Origin of the sequence: Vibrio sp. 10N.222.55.B11, assembly GCF_041473705.1 — a bacterium.
GTDB lineage: Bacteria > Pseudomonadota > Gammaproteobacteria > Enterobacterales > Vibrionaceae > Vibrio > Vibrio crassostreae_C.
This window is the reverse complement of the sequence record NZ_JBFRST010000003.1, coordinates 154,541-172,662: the sequence shown is the minus strand read 5'-3', so window position 1 is coordinate 172,662 and position 18,122 is coordinate 154,541. Positions and strand designations below refer to the sequence as shown.

The window sequence follows — 18,122 nt, the reverse complement described above, 5'->3', positions numbered from 1 at the left end:
TCATTCTTAAGTAACTTGCGTAGACTCATCAAAACTCACGCAACCATCCCTGTTAACGATCTTATCAAGTTGATAAATCCGAAACTTAGAGGGTGGGCGAATTACTATCGCCACTGTGTTGCTAAACAAGTATTCGGGTATGTCGGCCACAAACTATTCCAAGCGTTATGGCACTGGGCAGTTAGACGTCATCCAACCAAGTCCAAAGACTGGGTTGTTCATAAGTATTTTCTCAATCGTAAAGGCCAGTGGCAATTTCACGGTTGGCAGAAAATCATGGACATGGACTGTCACTTCAATCTGTTCCAAATAGCTAAAGTGCCCATCGAGCGACACGTAAAAATCAGGAATGCAGCGACCCCTTTTGACCCTCAATACCAAGAATATTTGGTGAAGAGAAAATCTAAAAGGCTAGCTCGTAACTCTTGGAAAGAGCCTGTCCCGACTGCGTTATAAGTTGCTGGGTATCAATGATGCCTTAGTGGAGGCTTGAGCCGTATGCAGTGAAAGTTGCACGTACGGTTCTGAGGAGGGTGGCACCTAGCAACAGGTGCCGTCTATCCGACAGAAATTATTTTCAAACTTTGCAGGTTGATTGTGATCACCAAGCGATTCTGTCGTTGATAACAGAAAAAAAAGAACACCGTCTAGATAGAGAGGCGAATAGATCGCCTCTCTTTTTTTATTCGTTTATCGCGATCTCACCTAAGGGCACATAACGTGCTTTGTTGTCCTCTCTGTAAAAGTTTTGCTTTTTTATTTGCCATCCGTAACGAATGTATTTGGTATCGGTTAGGTAATAGCCTTCTCCCATGGCAAAGCGCTCACGGTGTTCAACGCTTTTCTCAGGGTCATTAAGAAAAGCCGTTTCAGGGTGATTAAGGCATGCTTTGCGCAGCTCTGGAAATAGGTTTCGAGAGTGTTTCGACCAAGCGAGAATGATGGTCTTTAGCGTTTTGGTGTGAAACTCTCCAGCATACGGTTCACTGATTTCAGCGTCATAGTCCGTGAGTGTGGCAACAATCACGCCCTTTGCCCATTGTGGTACTTCTAAGGTCTCTTGAAACGCCTCCTCCGCTTGTTGGTGTTCACGCCACGTTCTTTCCCGCTCCTGTTGTTTGGCTTCTTCTTTTGCAGCTTCTTCGGCTTTAGCTTGCTCCTCGACCTGTTTAACCTGCATACGTCCTACGTCTACGAATGAGTGGTCCAATTCATAAGTGTTTATGAGTTCGATTAACTGCTGGTGGTGTTTGTCATAAAGCCAAGGCTTATCGACATCCCCTTTATGCTGACGGTAATAACGAGCCATACTTAAGCAGTGCTCAGCAAAGCCTTGATCATTACCACCACATCCTAAATCTAAGCGGCATTCATGTTGATGTTCATTATCAAAGGTCACGGTTACTTTTGTTTTATCGTACCCGCCTAATGGGTTACGTTTGGCAACTTCCAGCGCTTTCTTTTCGAACTCATTAAAGTCATAGAGTGTCTCTTCAGTGAACCCGCGAGATTCTGACCATTGGACAAGTACCGTGATCGGTTTAATTTTTTTTGCCTCTGATGTGAGTAAAGAATCATGTTGGTCTTTGGATGAGCTGTTTGGTTGTGTTGTTTGCATGAGTGCTTCCTTTTTACGAATAAAATAAAAAGACCACCTTGATAACAAGGTGGCCTCTAGAGTGGTGGGTGAACGTGTTTGTGGGTCGTTAAGCTGGTGGGTTGTGTTTTAACGTATTAGATAGAATGCTTCTTTACAGCGTGATAGGGCGGCTCTGAGCCATTTATCCAGCACTTGCCTTGGTAGCCATTGATGAGCTGCTGAAAGAGCCACATCTCAAAAGCAGACTTGGGTTTTATTGAGACATCAAAGCCATCGTCATCAAATCGTTGTCGTTCTTTCCAAGTTGCATCTAAATCACTTAGCTGCGTTTTTAACTTATCTAGTTGGGTTTGTTTCGAGGTGTCCAATGGCGCTTTAAGCCATATCTCTAGAGTGTGGCAATACGGCATCACGCCATAGTCTTTAGCGAGATTCAGAGTATTACGTAATGCACGTATCCAACCTTCTGCTTTGGTATCGCGACCATTGAGTTTGACTTCACCTGATTCAGCGGCTGCTGACCAGTCACAACCGTATTTCACGAGTAGTTGGTTGAAGGTGTTTACACCACAGAACTGCCAGCTACGTGCTCGTTTGTTTGTCTCCGTGTCAAAGAGATTGCTAGAGCCAATGAGCATGTGGAGCATAAATAGGTCGTCTTCACGCAGTCTAAGTATGTAACGTTCATACAGGGCTTGTTTGAGTTCGTTGGCGCTTTGAGTGGTGGTGTGATTTAAACGTTCTGTGAAGAAGGTACAGGCTTGCTGAGCGACGTCTTCTTTTGGTACACGCAGTGCCAGTAGTTCATAGACAATGTCATAGGACATAAGGTATTTCTCCTGTGAAAGAGTACGGTAGTAAAATCATGGTGATAGCTAGAAGCGAGGGAGCGGTAGTGTGGTGTTGTTATCAACTACTGACAGGTATTAGCGGTTACGCAACTCGATTGGGTTGTAGACTCCCTTGGCAAAATTAACGATAAATTTGGATTCCCATAGTGTGTATAGCTTGTCGGTGTTGGGTGCGCTGATACTCTTTAAACCGGAGTATCGCGTGAAGACTGTGTCATGAGTGAAATCGAACTCAATGTCTCGCTCAAGTGTCGGGTAAGGGTATCCATTGAAGCTAAAATCTGTGATGCAAAGGATTGAATAGAGGTTGTTAATGTTATTTGACAATGCAATCTCAACAGGGTGATAGCCTCCATGTTCAGCGGTGTAGTGCTTGTTACTGAAATGGATGATGTGATGACCCTCTACGAGTCTTGTGTGTTTGTTTAGAACGTTGTTTAACGTATCCAGAAGAGCCTGAGATATAGGCAAAGCCGTCCTGATGAATGAAGTTGTTGGCAAGGGATTCCTATGCATAAGCGGCTCCTTTCTTTATCTGTGGGGTTATGCATAGTGATTAAATATATTTGAAAAAATTTTGATTCAAATGGATGGCAGGGGTAGAAGGGCGTGATACTGAATGGGGAGTCATTTCGACTAAAACAAAAAATTCATATATAAAACCGGAGTGCTGAAAGTTTGGTTTTGCGCATTGTTGATTCTTCAATTCTCCCGTATTCTCCGTGTTTCAAAATGGATAAAGAATTCACGAGAGTACAACTCGGTGGTTGCTGAAATAGTAGCGATTAAAAAATCAGCGACATAGTTAAAGTCAGCTTAGAAAAACACTTAGAGACTTGCCTTTAAAGATAGGCTCTCATCAGTTTTAAACTCGGTGGCTTTTTGACGTTTAAAAGTGAAGCTCTCAAAGCCTAGATACCAGAGCAAGAAGCTCAGGTTTAACTGAATCCCTAAACACAATATGACGAACATGTGCCGACTGTTTTCACGATGTCGGTCAATAGTTGAAATGAATTGAGCAGAATATGAATAAGCAACAATTAGCGGCAAAAATCTGGGAATCAGCGAACCAGATGCGTTCAAAGATCGAAGCAAACGAATACAAAGACTACATCTTAGGTTTCATCTTTTACAAGTATCTCAGCGACCAACAGGTGCAGTTTGTCACCAAAGAAGGGATGACGTCTGATGAAATCAAAGCGCTAACTGAAGAAGACGCTGAAACAGTCAAATACATTCAAGATAATCTTGGCTATTTTATTGCTTACGAAAATCTGTTTTCAACGTGGGTTGCTCCAACGTCCGACTTTGACGAATCTAACGTGCGTGATGCACTTTCTGCTTTTAGCCGTTTGATTTCCCCTACTTACAAAAAGTTGTTTGAAGGCATCTTTACTACCCTAGAAACAGGGTTAAGCAAACTTGGCGAAAGTGCGGGCAAGCGAACTAAAGCTATCAGCGACTTGCTGCACTTAATCAAAAGTATCCCTATGAACGGTCAGCAAGGCTATGACGTTCTGGGTTACATCTACGAGTACCTGATTGAAAAATTTGCGGCTAATGCGGGTAAAAAAGCTGGAGAGTTTTATACGCCTCATGAGGTCTCGGTTCTTATGTCGCACATCATTGCTCATGAACTCAAAAATAAAGACACCATTGAGATTTACGATCCAACGTCCGGCTCTGGCTCACTCCTTATCAATATTGGTGAAGCCGTTGAAAAATACGCTAAAAACAAAGACAGCATTACCTATTATGCGCAAGAGTTAAAAGCGAATACTTATAACCTTACCCGTATGAATCTGATCATGCGTGGTATTAAAGCCAGCAACATTAAAACCCGCAATGGCGATACTCTAGAAGACGATTGGCCATACTTTGATGAGAATGACCCACAAGGCACTTATGATGCATTATACGTGGACGCTGTTGTCTCTAACCCGCCGTATTCACAACAATGGGACCCTAGCTATAAAGATAGCGATCCTCGTTATTCGCGTTTTGGTCTAGCCCCAAAAACTAAAGCCGATTTTGCCTTTCTATTGCACGATCTCTATCACCTAAAGCCCGATGGTATTATGACCATTGTATTACCTCATGGTGTGTTGTTCCGTGGTGGTGAAGAGGGGGAGATCCGCAAACAGCTTATTGAGCAGAACCACATCGATGCCATTATTGGTTTGCCGGGTAATATCTTCTTTGGTACGGGTATTCCAACCGTGATTTTAGTGCTGAAGCAAAAGCGCCAGAATACCGATGTCTTGGTTGTTGATGCGTCTAAACACTTTATTAAAGAAGGCAAAAACAACAAGCTACAAGCGAGTGATATTAAGCGTATTGTTGATGTTGTTATCAATCGTGAAAGTATCGATAAATTCTCACAAGTCGTGAGTAAAGAAACTTTGCGCAGCAATGGCTACAACTTAAACATACCACGCTATGTGGACTCTTCAGCAGCGGCTGAAAGCTGGGACTTACACGCCACCATGTTAGGCGGCATCCCTAACAGTGAGATAGATGAACTCAATGCATACTGGCTTGCTTTACCACAGCTACGTGGTTCTTTGTTTACGGCTAAATCTTCAGCGTACAGTGAGCTGGCGATTGCTAAAGATGCGGTTAATACAAGCATTAGCAGTCACCCACAGGTGGTAGAGTTTATCGCAGGTTACAAACAGGCTTTTGCTGGGTTTGATGACGACTTAAATACCAAACTCATTAAAGGTTGGGAAGGGGTTAAACGCAATCAACAAGAGGCTTCATTAAGTGTTGAACTATTTAACCGCCTAAGTCCTATTGCTTTAATCGACAAATATCAAGCCTACCAACTCCTGAATAACCAATGGCAAATCATTAGTGCCGATTTAGAAATGATGCAAACGGAAGGTTTTGACGCGACTAAGCAAGTTGAACCGAATATCGTTATCAAAAAGAAAAACGGTAAAGATACTGAGGTACAAGATGGCTGGAAAGGTCATATATTACCTTTTGGTTTAGTGCAAAAAACTCACTTAAGTGATGACCTAGCAGCGTTGGCTAAACAAGAGAATCGTTTGGCTGAAATCTCAAGCTCTCTTGAAGAAATTTTAGAATCGCTTAGTGAAGAAGATAAAGAGCTTGCTACGGTAAAAGAAAGCAAAGATGCTTTTGTTAATGCTGAAGTAGCAAAGGCTGCTAAGACTTTCTTGAAAGAGCAGAAAGACAGTAATGTTAAGTTCAATGAAGATAGCCTTGTGCCTGAAGAAAGCTATAAGGCCAAGATTATCCTCACTAACAAACTTATCAATGAAGAAAAAACACTGAAAAAAGCAGTGAAAGAGGCAGCAACTAAACTGCATCTTAAAACCAAGACTACCATTGAGGGCTTAAGCGACGAGCAAGTGAACAATCTACTGCACCTAAAATGGATCGCGCCATTAAGTAACGAGCTCACTGCAATGCCAAGCAGTTTGATTACCCAGCTTACTAATAAGGTACAAGCCCTTGCGGATAAATACGCTGTAACTTATTCGCAAGTCGCGAGTGACATCAAAACCACCGAAGATGAATTAGCGGAAATGATGGACGGGCTTACGGGTAACGAGTTTGATATGCAGGGCTTAGCTGAACTGACTAGCTTGTTGAAGGGCGAATAAGATGAGTGTGGATAAAAATGTGCCAGAAATCCGTTTTAAGGGATTTAGTGGGGAATGGGAGCATTTTTCTATTGAGTGCTGCTCCAGTTTGATAACTAAAGGTACAACTCCAATGACCATAGGTAGGAGTTTCGTTGATAGTGGTATTTCTTTCGTAAAAGTCGAATCAGTAGATGAAATAGGCAATATAAATCAATCAAAGTTTGCATATATTGATGTTGAGACAGACCAAATTTTGGCAAGATCAAGAATTAATGAAAATGATTTATTGATATCGATTGCGGGCGCCTTAGGAAGAGCTGCAATAGTAAAAAAAGAAATATTACCAGCAAATACCAATCAGGCACTGGCTATTGTTAGGTTAAAAAATGATTCCCTTGTTACAGTTGAATTCCTATATCACTTCACTAAAACTAAAGATTTTAGAGATTTTGTAGACGCTTCAGCTTCACAAGGTGCACAGCCGAACTTATCGCTTGGCGATATTTCTAACGTAAGAATTCTTGCCCCTAAAAAAGAGGAACAAGAACAAATCGGCAACTACTTCCAAAAACTTGATACGCTGATCAACCAACATCAACAAAAGCATGACAAGCTCAGTCACTTGAAAAAAGCCATGCTGGAAAAGATGTTCCCCAAACAAGGCGAAACCGTTCCAGAAATCCGTTTTAAAGGGTTTGGTGGGGAGTGGGAGGAGAAGCCCTTTGGAACATGCTTTGCTAACGTACCAAACAATACCCTTTCTCGAGCTGAGCTAAACTACCGAACTGGATTGGCAAAAAACATTCACTATGGAGACATATTAATTAAATTTGGTGAAACTTTAGATGCAGATAGTGAACTGATACCGTTTATTACAAATAATGATGTTGCTAATAAGCTGAAACATACCGCTTTGCAGAGTGGTGACATAGTGATTGCTGATGCTGCCGAAGATAATACTGTTGGGAAGTGTGTAGAATTAATCAATGTAGGTGATCTGTTGGTTTTTTCTGGATTGCACACTATTGCAGTTAGGCCAACCCAGCCTTTTGGTTCTAAGTATCTTGGTTACTACTTAAACTCAGGTTCATACCATGACCAGCTTTCATCATTGATGCAAGGAACAAAAGTACTATCAATATCAAAGACCGCAATACAGAACACTCTTGTCGTATTTCCAAATAACGTTGAAGAGCAAGCTGCTATAGGTAATTATTTCCAAAAACTCGATGCACTGATCAATCAACACCAACAACAGATCACTAAACTCAATAACATCAAGCAGGCCTGCTTGAGCAAAATGTTTGTCTAGCAGGGAGCGTGTATGACTACCTTTAAAACCGAAGCACAATTTGAGCAGGCTTTTATTGAAGTTCTCACCCAAACAGGGTGGGAATCTGAAGTTCTCAAAAACAAAACGGAAGCGGAGTTGCTGCAAAACTGGGCAAACATTTTGTTTGAAAACAACCGCCAACAAGATCGTTTAAACGATGTGCCGCTGACTGTAACTGAAATGCAGCAGATTATTGAGCAGATAAAAGAGTTGAAAACGCCGCTCAAACTCAACGGTTTAATTAATGGTAAAACGGTCGCGATTAAACGAGACAACCCTGATGACTCGCTGCACTATGGCAAAGAAGTCAGTTTGAAAATTTATGACCGCCAAGAAATTGCAGCAGGTCAAAGCCGTTACCAAATTGTGCAGCAACCCAAGTTCGAACGAGGTAGCCCGTTACGCAACGATCGTCGTGGTGATGTACTGTTGTTAATAAACGGAATGCCAGTCATTCATATTGAGCTAAAGCGCAGCGGCGTTCCGGTGAGTCAAGCGGTCAACCAAATTGAAAAGTACTCTAAAGAAGGCATTTTTAGCGGCCTCTTTTCGCTTATCCAAGTCTTTGTTGCCATGGAGCCGGATGAGGCTAAATACTTTGCTAACCCCGGACTAGATGGCAAGTTTAACCCTGACTATCAATTCAGTTGGGCCGATTATAATAACGAGCCTGTGAATCATTGGAAGGATATTGCCTCTAAGTTGCTATCTATCCCAATGGCACATCAGTTGATAGGTTTTTACACCGTCGCTGATAATACTGATGGGGTTCTTAAAGTCATGCGCAGCTATCAGTATTACGCTGCGAATGCGATATCGGATCGAGTGGCAAAAACCAACTGGAAGCAGTTAGGTGGTGTAAACAATAAAGACAGGCTAGGTGGTTATGTGTGGCATACCACAGGCTCTGGTAAAACCATGACCAGCTTTAAGTCAGCGCAGTTGATTGCTCAATCAAAAGATGCCGATAAAGTGATTTTCTTAATGGACCGTATCGAGCTTGGTACTCAGTCTCTCATTGAATATCAAGGGTTTGCCAGTGATGGAGAAGTGGTACAAGCCACTGAGAATACCCATGTACTGGTGACCAAACTAAAGAGCACTAAACCTGCTGATACTTTGATTGTTAGTTCCATTCAAAAAATGAGCAATATCTTTGAAGAAGCGGGTGATGAGGGAGTAGCAACAAACTCGGCTGATATTGAAAAAATTCGATCTAAGCGCTTGGTCTTTATTATCGACGAGGCACACCGCTCGACGATGAGTGCAGGTGAAGAAAATAAAGATGGCATGTTGGTCAGGGTGAAAAAAACCTTCCCTAAAGCCCTCTTCTTTGGTTTTACGGGCACGCCCATTCATGAAGAAAACCAAGTTAACAGTAATACGACTACTGACGTGTTTGGTAACGAATTGCACCGCTATAGCATTGCCGATGGTATTCGTGATGGAAACGTGTTGGGTTTTGACCCTTACAAAGTGTCTACCTTCAAGGATAGCGAACTAAGAGAAAAGATCGCTTTACAGCAAGCTAAGGCCGACTCGGTTATTGATGCGATGGCAGAGTCTGGCAAAAAGAAAAAATTTAATCACTTTATGAATGATGTGCCGATGGCGGGGTTTAAAGACGCCGCAGGCAAATATCATAAAGGCATTGAAGACTATGTCCCAAAAAGCCAGTATTTGACGGATGCTCACCAAGAAAAAGTCGTCGCTGACATCTTGGATAAATGGGATGTGCTGAGCCAAGGCAGTAAATTTCACGCCATTTTAGCCACGAATAGTATTGCTGAAGCGATTGATTATTATCGCCGTTTAAAAGCAGAAAAACCTGAGCTAAAAATATCAGCCCTATTTGACCCTAACATTGAGAACGATGGTAGTGGTGACCGTGGCCCTACGTTTAAAGGTGATGGTCTAGAAGAGATTATGGCCGATTATAACGCCCGCTATGGCCTAGAGTTTGATTTTGCCCGTCACTCGGCCTTTAAAAAAGACATCGCTGCGCGTCTTGCCCATAAAGAGCAATACAAGAATATTCACAAAGAGCCTTCAAAGCAGCTAGACCTACTAATCGTGGTCGATCAAATGCTGACTGGCTTTGATTCCAAGTGGTTGAATACGCTGTATTTAGATAAAGTGATTAAGTATCAGAATATCATTCAGGCTTTCTCACGCACTAATCGTTTGTTTGGTCCCGACAAACCTCATGGCATTGTTCGTTATTATCGCTATCCACATACCATGGAGCAGCACATTAATGATGCTGTCAAACTCTACTCCGGCGACAAACCTATTGGACTGTTTGTTGATAGGCTAGCAAGTAATATTGAACTTATGAATAGGGTGTCAGCGGATATCTCTGAACTGTTTGTTAATGCTGGTATTGAAAATTTTGAAACGCTGCCAGACGATGTAGAGCTCTGCGCTAAGTTTACCGAATTATTTAATACCTTTAACAAGCACCTGGAAGCTGCCAAAGTACAAGGTCTGAATTGGGAGCAGTCTACCTACACTGACTCGTTAGAAAGCGAGAATGGTGCTGAGCGTGAGGTCACTCTGGCTATCGATGAACTCACTTACATGAGCTTAGTTCAGCGTTATAAAGAGCTTGCTGGCAAAGGGGACGGCAATGGTGAAGGTTCAGGTGGTGATGTCCCTTTTGATATCAGTGGTTATCTAACTGAAATAGACACTGGCAAAATCGACGCTGACTACATGAATAGTCGCTTTGATAAATATCTAAAAGAGCTTAATCAGCACCAAGACTCTACTAGCGTTGAAACTACACTCAATGAGTTACATAAGTCATTTGCGTCACTGAGCCAAAGCGAACAAAAGTATGCCAAGCTCTTTCTGCACGATTTGCAGCGTGGAGATGCGCAGTTAATTGAAGGCCATACTTTTAGAGACTACATCAATGACTATCAAAATCAGAAGGAACAGTTACGAATAGCCGCTATTGTTGAGGCTCTTGGTTTAGATAGGGATTTACTTCTCCAGTTGATGGGCGGGAATGTGAATGAGCAGAGCATTAACCGTTTTGGTCGCTTTGATACCCTGAAATCAACGGTCGATAGAAGTAAGGCAAAAGTCTACTTTGAGCGTCTTGAAGGCGCGACGATCCCCCCTTTCAAACTGAACATGCGCATTGATAAGTACCTTCAAGAGTTTATCTTTGGGCAAGCTGAAGTGCTCTTAAGTGAGAATTAAGTGGGATGAATACTAAAGCACTCCCTTTCAGTATCCCCCTTATGGATGCGATCAGGCATGATTATGAACGATTTCGTTTTGATACCCACCAGTATTCTCATCAAGGGCTTTTTACCGATGGTGAGAAGCTGTATGCGGTTATATTGGATGCGGAGAATAATGATGCACTTCTTGATGAACTCAGGGAGCATTATGATAAGTATCATACCGTTGGTATACCACCAGCGAAGATCGTGGGTGAGATAACACAAGGGTTTCGTTTAATAGAGTCTCGCAGCAAGCTGGAAAAAACACTCACGCATGGTCAGCCCATGACTATCGATGAAACCATTAATTTGTTCGTATTGCATATTCCTAAAAAGTATCACCCATTTCATGTGGATTTCCTATTCAACACAAACGAGTTTAACCTGACCTTCAAATCTGAGTTGACTCGTAGTGAACAAGAAGAGGTGCAGCTAATCTGCGAGGCTTTAGGCTATCAAGGTTATGATTTTGTTTTTAATGTTGACCTTACAATGCCTGACTTTCCGGGAAAAGTTGAACACGAACCCAATACTCGCAACAATCTAGTACTGACAGCTAGTGGTTTAATGCAAAAGCAGTTCTCCAAACCTTTGCTAACTAGATATGAAGAGGATGAAGATTTTTGGGCTCAAAATAGGCAATCAGTATTTAGTGGAGATGAGGTTGACCAAAAAGGCCAATATCTTTTACCCAAGTTTGAAGAGCCAAAGTCTCGCTGCTTTGTGGATGCGTCTGTCTTTCCGCGTCAAAACTTGAGGGTTTATTTAACCTTATATGAACAGGTCATCATTGCACTACCACTTAATAAAGACTCTGAATACTTTTATAAGATGTTTCAGTTGGGGAAATATGAATTTCGAGAGCTGGTGGCACGTGGACGGTTGTTGTTTGTGGCACCACAAAACCTTGAGCGATATTCTCAAGAGTTACTGTCTGATATCCTTATGGTTGATCCTTGCTCTATCATTTTCTCAAGGCGGCTCGCGGCCTCAACCATTCGAGGTATACAAGGTAAATCAGGAATAATTGGTACAACCTTCTCAAGTGATGAGCAATACCACTTCCTTCATCAATGCTCTCGTATTGAAAGCCCTTCAATACAAAGCCTTGCTCAAACACTCTCAGAGCAATGGCAATGCGGCGAATATATGGTCAATAGAGAGGGGGCTGTATCAACGCATCGACTCGGGCTATCCAGTATTGCAGCTAAAGGTTTTGAGCTGAGAGGGCGAGATATTTATCTTGAATTATCAACAGCGGCTATGGCGTATGAATATGCTCAAGGACTTAGCGCACATCATTTTCCTTTTGACGGGGAGCAATATTCCGAAGTATCAGCGTGTCAGGTGATTAGTGGGTTTTACAATGGTGTTCGTACTGACTCGAAGCAGATTCATGAATCTGAATTGGGTATGTTACTTCATGAGATATTTGCTATTGATAACGATATGGATATTCTTGAACTTGATTCTGCGCTTTCAAATAGCCTGATTCGCTCTTTACCTAGTATCGTTAACCAGTTCGCCAATATGGATGAAAGTGAGCGATTCCATAAATTGAGAGCGCTTAAGGATGAGGTAACTAGAATTGAAAGCAATAAAACCCGAATGTCGCGACTCAACATATCAGGATTTCCTTCGGTGGCTGCGGGGGCTGGAATGGAGCTAGTGGGAATTAAAGGCGGTGGTGTCGTTGCGCTTGGAGGTTGGTTACTCAATGCACTCAATGTATATGCCGATGAACTCCAGTTAACGAATAGCCCGATATTCACCAAACTTTCAAGCTTAAATCATTTTACCAGCCATGATGCTGTTATTATACAGCGCGTAAGGAAGAGGATTTCGACGTCATATAACGCTTCGCTTCAATGATGTGGTGAGTAAACTTACCGAACAGGTTGCTAATCTTTACGAATGAGCATCTAAAACTTCAAATAAAATCACTGTCTTAAAATACAGCTATGGTTTACACTATTTTCGTTGCATCGACTGAAAAATGTAAACCTTTTAGACGAAATTGGATAAATAAAATGAAAACTTATCATACCTACAACGCTGTAGATGTTGCATTGAGCTTGCTTAAGCACGCGAAAGAGCAAGGTAAATGTTTCTCCAATTTGCAGCTACAGAAACTCACTTACGTATGCCATGGCTTGTCTTTAGCGCATTTTCAACGTCCTCTAGTGGTTGATGACGTATTTGCATGGAAGTTTGGCCCAGTTGTGCCATCTGTGTATTTCCGTTTTAAATCGTACGGAGCGAACGTCATTACTGAATATGGCGATCTAGTTCTAGATGCTGAAAGCGAATCTATTGTGAAGGATGTTGTATCTAAATTAGGCGATTTAAGTGGACCACAGTTGGTGGACTTAACACACCGTGATGGTAGCCCATGGCATCAAGTATGGGACGGGACACACCAGAAAGTGATACCAGATCATCTAATTCAATCCCACTACACGCAAATCAAACAGTCAGGGCGTACTGCCAGCCTGTGAGTGACAAAGAAAAAAGTGTCGTCAGTTTCCTCATTGACGACACTCCATCGGCTGAGCAAGCATCCAAGACCTTCCATGATGACTACGAGCTGAACTTTCAAGACTTCCTTGAACGTACGGTAGATGAACGTGCTGCTGAAGACTTTTTTTATTCCAATAATGGAGTGAAAAAAGCAGGTAGACGACTTCGTAAAAAAGAAGGTGACCTTAAGTCAGCCACCGCTACTATCCAACAGTTTCGCGCTGCTCATGAAAAGCCACTCAATACTATTGCCTATCTTGTTGGGCGTTGTTGTCGTGAACTTGGTATCGATGTTAAGCCTGTAACTCGGTTAAAGCGTTTAGACACTATAATCGATAAGCTTCAACGCAAATCACTTGATGGCAACACAGCGAACGCAACATGTGTCACCAATATGAATGATATTGGTGGCTGTCGAGCGATATTCCCTGATTTGATGTCATTGGAGTTAGCAATATCTCAATTGCAAGGCACTGTTGAGAAAGTAGGTCGAGTGAGAATTAAAGATATTGATAATTATATTTCTAATCCAAAGCCAAATGACTGTGGTTACAGAAGCTTACATGTAATTTATCGATATGATCATACGAGTGGCAAGAGCTTTAACATAGAAGCTCAATTGCGGACTAGGCTTCAGCACCTTTGGGCGACCACCGTTGAAATAGTGGATATCTTGGAAGGAACTAAGATAAAGACTCATTCTCATAGTGCCAATGAAGATAAAGACGACCTACAAATTAAATGGGAAGAGCTTCTCTCAATCATGAGTCGTTATATAGCGGATGCTGAAGGGGCTATAGAGTTAGGTCAAGAAGATAAAGATCAATTCTCAATCAGGCTGCGTGAGCTAAATGACGAGATTAATGCGCTAGGTAGGCTTAAAACTTTTAGGATCCTATCTGAAAAAGTAGAAGCTTGTTGCGATGATGCAACTGAACATGTTTTGTTAATGGTCAATGAGAACTCATTGGAGCTTATCTTTAGTGAGGAGTTCGATAATTACAGCAAAGCCATTTCGGTTTACAATGCTGCGGAAAAGATGACTCGTAGTCATTCTGGAGTAAATACCCTTCTAATATCCACTAAGAATATGGGACAACTATCAGAAGCTTACCCAAACTATTTAGGTGACTGTGCTTCATTTATGTTATTGCTTCAAGAGGCTATGCAGTTCAGTGGTAGTTAAAAGAGATCCCTTCTCCCAATGGTTATTGTATCTATAAGTAAGCTAGCGTTAGACACAAGCTATAGCCAATGAAGTTAGTATTTTGATTCAAGGAACACTGGCCAGAGGTCCTTGCTCGACCCGAATAGTATTACTAGAGATTACTATGCTCACTTATCAGACAAGTAATATTTTACATGATCAGGCTGACGCTATCATCAATACCGTAAATACGGTAGGCGTGATGGGGAAAGGCTTAGCTCTGCAATTTAAAAAATCATTTCCTGATAACTTTAAAGCTTATAAGAAAGCATGTGATGATAAATCTCTCGTAATCGGGCAAGTATTATCCGTACCTCTAAACTCAATCAGTGCACCATTTTATGTGATTAATTTTCCAACAAAAGCACATTGGAAAGGCCGCTCTAAGCTTGAATTTATAGAGCAAGGTTTAAATAGCTTAAAAGCAGAAGTAAAGCGCTTAGAACTTAAATCGGTCGCTATCCCAGCATTAGGTAGTGGCTTGGGAGGATTACCTTGGCAACAAGTCGAGTTACTCATTAAAGAACATTTAGCTGATATGCCTGATGTTGAATGGCGGATCTACCCACCACAAGCAGCACCTAAAGCAGAAGCTATGCTAAATAAAACTAAACGACCTGCTATGACAACGGGCCGAGCGGCTGTGCTTGGCTTGATAGAGCGCTATGTGTCAACGGGATTTGGTTATCGCTTATCTTTACTTGAAGTGCAGAAGCTCGTGTACTTTCTAACAGCGGTTGGTGAGCCATTAAACAAGGTTGTCTTTCAAAAGCATCACTATGGTCCTTATGCTGACGTACTTCGTCATGTGCTTGATAAAATGGAAGGCCATTTTATATCAGGTTATGCCGATGGTCTAAATAAGCCCGAAACACCGATTGAGCCTAAAGGCGATGCTGTAATTGAGGCTCTTAATTACCTTGAGCAGCATACAGAGACCAAACAGCGCTTTGATAAGGTAGCTAAGCTAATTGAAGGGTTTGAGTCTCAAAATGGTATGGAGTTACTATCAACTGTTCATTGGGTAGCAACTCAGGAATATGGTGATAAAGTTCTAACGAGTGAAGATGTGATTAATGGTGTTCATGGATGGAGTGCGAGAAAAGCAAATATGAAATCAGCTCATATTTTGGCTGCTTGGAATCGATTGAGTGAACAAGGGTGGTTAGACAGTAAAGCGCCTACGTTGTGATGTGAAACCCTATGCTCTCTTTTGTATTTCGGTGAGCAATTTATTATGCGGGTTATGTTCTTAGCTAATGAAAAAGCCCTTTCAGTCATATTGGTTGGAAGGGTTTCATTTTTTAGCGATAGATAATGCGGCAAGGAGTTGGCGGCGTCATCCAAAATGTTTTAGATATATGTCATTACCGTGAACATCAATATTCAGGTAAGGCATGACATGAATAAAATTAAGTTAATAAAATTAGAAGCTGTGATTGAAATGACGACTTTGAGTCGCTCTGCTATCTACAGGGGCATAAGAGAATGTCGGTTCCCAAAGCAAGTACGATTGAGCCGTCGCTCAGTTGCTTGGGTTGAAAGTGACATTCAGAACTGGATAAAAGCACAAGTCGCGGAAAGGCAGAACATATAGATTTGAGAGGGCAGGTTAAGGCCCTCTTTTTTTGTTTCGAGGATATAGGATGTCACGGTTTTAGGTTTGCCGAATACTTTAGTTTGTAACTGGAAACTTTGCAGGTGCGGACAAAAAGCAACCGATTGGAATTCGAGATAGAGAACTAAGGTTTCTTTTCTATCAATGAGTTAGCTTTTTTGGTTAGTGTAGGTAAAAGTGTGGTTTTTAAATATGTGTTAATTTAAGTTGTTGTTTTTAAAGTAATTGCATACTAATGCATCAGGAGTATGTTTTTGATCGGCTTTCACAGTTAACTTCTTTCGTTTATTTCTATTGCGGCTTAGGATACGTGAAAGCGTTTCGTGCGAAAAGCGGCTGATGCGAAAAGATGCGAATCCAAATGATATGACAGTAAATAAAGGGAAGCAGATGATGCAGATGACTCAAGACCTTAGTGAGCAGCTTGGACATTTACTCGCTAAACACAAACACGTGTTAGTGACGGCTGAATCTTGCACTGGCGGAGGTGTCGCGAGTGCAGTCACCGATATTGCGGGCAGCTCTGGGTGGTTTGATCGCGCTTTTGTTACGTACAGCAATGAAGCCAAACAAGAGATGATAGGTGTACAACTTAAAACCTTAATGGAGTTTGGCGCTGTTAGTGAGCCTGTCGTAATAGAAATGGCGAGCGGGGCATTACAACATTCAAACGGGACGATCTCTGTATCAATCAGTGGCATTGCTGGCCCAGGTGGCGCGACCGAAAATAAGCCTGTTGGTACGGTGTGCTTCGCGTGGAAAGCGCTAAATGGCTGGGATAAAGTAGAAACGCATGTATTTACAGGCGACAGATCACAAGTACGCCAACAAGCCACGCACCATGCCCTGCAAGTTATTTATGATTACCTATCAATGGAAGGTAAGTAACATTTGTACAAATTATTTTCATACAGGTATAGACACTGTATGAATCAACAGTATAATGAAAGCCAATTAGTCACCCCTATGTGGGTTAGAAATAGATTCTAGATCGCTTGTTGAGACAACCGATTATGTGGAGATAGAAATGGACGAGAATAAACAAAAAGCGTTAGCCGCAGCCCTTGGTCAGATTGAAAAGCAATTTGGTAAAGGTTCTATCATGCGTCTTGGTGATAACCGCACAATGGACGTAGAAACTATTTCTACAGGTTCTCTATCTCTAGATATCGCACTAGGTGCTGGTGGCCTACCGATGGGACGTATCGTAGAAGTTTACGGTCCAGAATCATCAGGTAAAACAACGCTAACGCTTGAGCTTATTGCTGCAGCACAGAAAGTGGGAAAGACGTGTGCATTCGTTGATGCGGAGCACGCACTAGACCCTATCTACGCTCAAAAGCTTGGTGTTGATATCGATGCACTTCTTGTTTCTCAACCAGATACTGGTGAGCAAGCGCTGGAAATCTGTGATGCACTGGCTCGTTCAGGTGCAATCGACGTTCTTGTTATTGACTCAGTAGCAGCCCTAACACCAAAAGCAGAAATCGAAGGCGAAATGGGCGACAGCCACATGGGTCTTCAGGCTCGTATGCTTTCTCAAGCAATGCGTAAGCTGACGGGTAACCTTAAGCAGTCTAACTGTATGGCTATCTTCATTAACCAAATTCGTATGAAAATTGGTGTGATGTTCGGTAACCCTGAAACAACAACAGGTGGTAACGCACTTAAGTTCTACGCATCTGTTCGTCTTGATATTCGCCGTACTGGTGCGATTAAAGATGGTGATGAAGTTGTTGGTAACGAAACTCGTATCAAGGTCGTTAAGAACAAGATTGCTGCACCATTCAAACAAGCTGAGACTCAAATCCTTTACGGTAAAGGCTTCAACCGCGAAGGTGAGCTTATCGACTTAGGTGTTAAGAATAAGCTAGTAGAAAAAGCAGGCGCTTGGTACAGCTACAAAGGCGATAAGATCGGCCAAGGTAAAGCTAACGCTGGTAAATACCTACGTGAAAACCCAGAAGTTGCTCTAGAGATCGATACTAAACTTCGTGAGTTACTACTGACTCCTGCTGTTCTTGAAGAGAAAGACGTAGAGAAAGAAGAAGAAAACGAAGAGCTATAAGCTCACGTTTTATAGAGTGGATGTTTGAAAGAAGCATCCGCTTTGAAAGAATTTAAAGCCTCGCATATTTTA

At 42.0% G+C, this 18,122-nt stretch carries 14 protein-coding genes; 11 read left to right on the top strand and 3 right to left on the bottom strand.

Annotation, left to right across the window (positions count from 1 at the left end; translation table 11 throughout):
- The coding region (locus AB4503_RS01150) for a group II intron maturase-specific domain-containing protein (RefSeq protein ID WP_372113412.1) at positions 1–456 on the top strand (456 nt) is incomplete at its 5' end.
- Between the two features lie 226 nt (positions 457–682).
- On the opposite strand, the gene AB4503_RS01145 is transcribed toward AB4503_RS01150, so the two are convergent.
- From AB4503_RS01145 to AB4503_RS01135, 3 genes are all read right to left on the bottom strand, one after another.
- Positions 683–1,618: an LPD25 domain-containing protein gene (locus tag AB4503_RS01145; RefSeq protein ID WP_372113410.1), complete on the bottom strand. Its 936-nt coding sequence runs from the start codon at positions 1,616–1,618 to the stop codon at positions 683–685.
- Between the two features lie 116 nt (positions 1,619–1,734).
- Positions 1,735–2,427, bottom strand: a complete 693-nt coding sequence (locus tag AB4503_RS01140) for a hypothetical protein (protein WP_372113408.1) — start codon at positions 2,425–2,427, stop codon at positions 1,735–1,737.
- Positions 2,428–2,526: 99 nt separating this feature from the next.
- On the bottom strand, positions 2,527–2,967 hold the full coding sequence (locus AB4503_RS01135; protein ID WP_372040772.1) for a DUF2787 family protein: 441 nt from the start codon (positions 2,965–2,967) through the stop codon (positions 2,527–2,529).
- Between the two features lie 509 nt (positions 2,968–3,476).
- On the opposite strand from AB4503_RS01135, the gene AB4503_RS01130 reads away from it, so the two are divergent.
- The 10 genes from AB4503_RS01130 (at position 3,477) to recA (ending at position 18,050) form a co-directional block, all read left to right on the top strand.
- Positions 3,477–6,086: a type I restriction-modification system subunit M gene (locus AB4503_RS01130; protein WP_372113406.1), complete on the top strand. Its 2,610-nt coding sequence runs from the start codon at positions 3,477–3,479 to the stop codon at positions 6,084–6,086.
- Between the two features lies 1 nt (position 6,087).
- Positions 6,088–7,380, top strand: a complete 1,293-nt coding sequence (locus tag AB4503_RS01125; protein ID WP_333011765.1) for a restriction endonuclease subunit S — start codon at positions 6,088–6,090, stop codon at positions 7,378–7,380.
- Between the two features lie 12 nt (positions 7,381–7,392).
- Positions 7,393–10,611 (top strand): type I restriction endonuclease subunit R, EcoR124 family, encoded by a 3,219-nt coding sequence (locus AB4503_RS01120; RefSeq protein WP_372113404.1) that lies wholly within the window; start codon positions 7,393–7,395, stop codon positions 10,609–10,611.
- A 5-nt stretch (positions 10,612–10,616) separates the two neighbouring features.
- Positions 10,617–12,509, top strand: coding sequence for a hypothetical protein (locus AB4503_RS01115; protein ID WP_372113402.1), 1,893 nt, complete (start codon positions 10,617–10,619; stop codon positions 12,507–12,509).
- A 158-nt stretch (positions 12,510–12,667) separates the two neighbouring features.
- On the top strand, positions 12,668–13,135 hold the full coding sequence (locus AB4503_RS01110; RefSeq protein WP_372113400.1) for a Panacea domain-containing protein: 468 nt from the start codon (positions 12,668–12,670) through the stop codon (positions 13,133–13,135).
- Positions 13,132–14,343: a RelA/SpoT domain-containing protein gene (locus tag AB4503_RS01105; protein WP_076653072.1), complete on the top strand. Its 1,212-nt coding sequence runs from the start codon at positions 13,132–13,134 to the stop codon at positions 14,341–14,343. The genes AB4503_RS01110 and AB4503_RS01105 overlap by 4 nt, the downstream gene beginning before the upstream one ends.
- Positions 14,344–14,425: 82 nt before the next feature.
- Positions 14,426–15,556, top strand: coding sequence for a macro domain-containing protein (locus AB4503_RS01100; protein ID WP_372113398.1), 1,131 nt, complete (start codon positions 14,426–14,428; stop codon positions 15,554–15,556).
- A 210-nt stretch (positions 15,557–15,766) separates the two neighbouring features.
- Positions 15,767–15,961: an AlpA family transcriptional regulator gene (locus AB4503_RS01095; protein ID WP_017088307.1), complete on the top strand. Its 195-nt coding sequence runs from the start codon at positions 15,767–15,769 to the stop codon at positions 15,959–15,961.
- A gap of 414 nt (positions 15,962–16,375) precedes the next feature.
- Entirely contained in the window at positions 16,376–16,870 is a 495-nt protein-coding gene (pncC, locus tag AB4503_RS01090; RefSeq protein WP_029235115.1) for a nicotinamide-nucleotide amidase, read from the top strand.
- A gap of 139 nt (positions 16,871–17,009) precedes the next feature.
- Positions 17,010–18,050, top strand: a complete 1,041-nt coding sequence (gene recA / locus AB4503_RS01085; protein ID WP_017056586.1) for a recombinase RecA — start codon at positions 17,010–17,012, stop codon at positions 18,048–18,050.
- Positions 18,051–18,122: the final 72 nt, after the last annotated feature.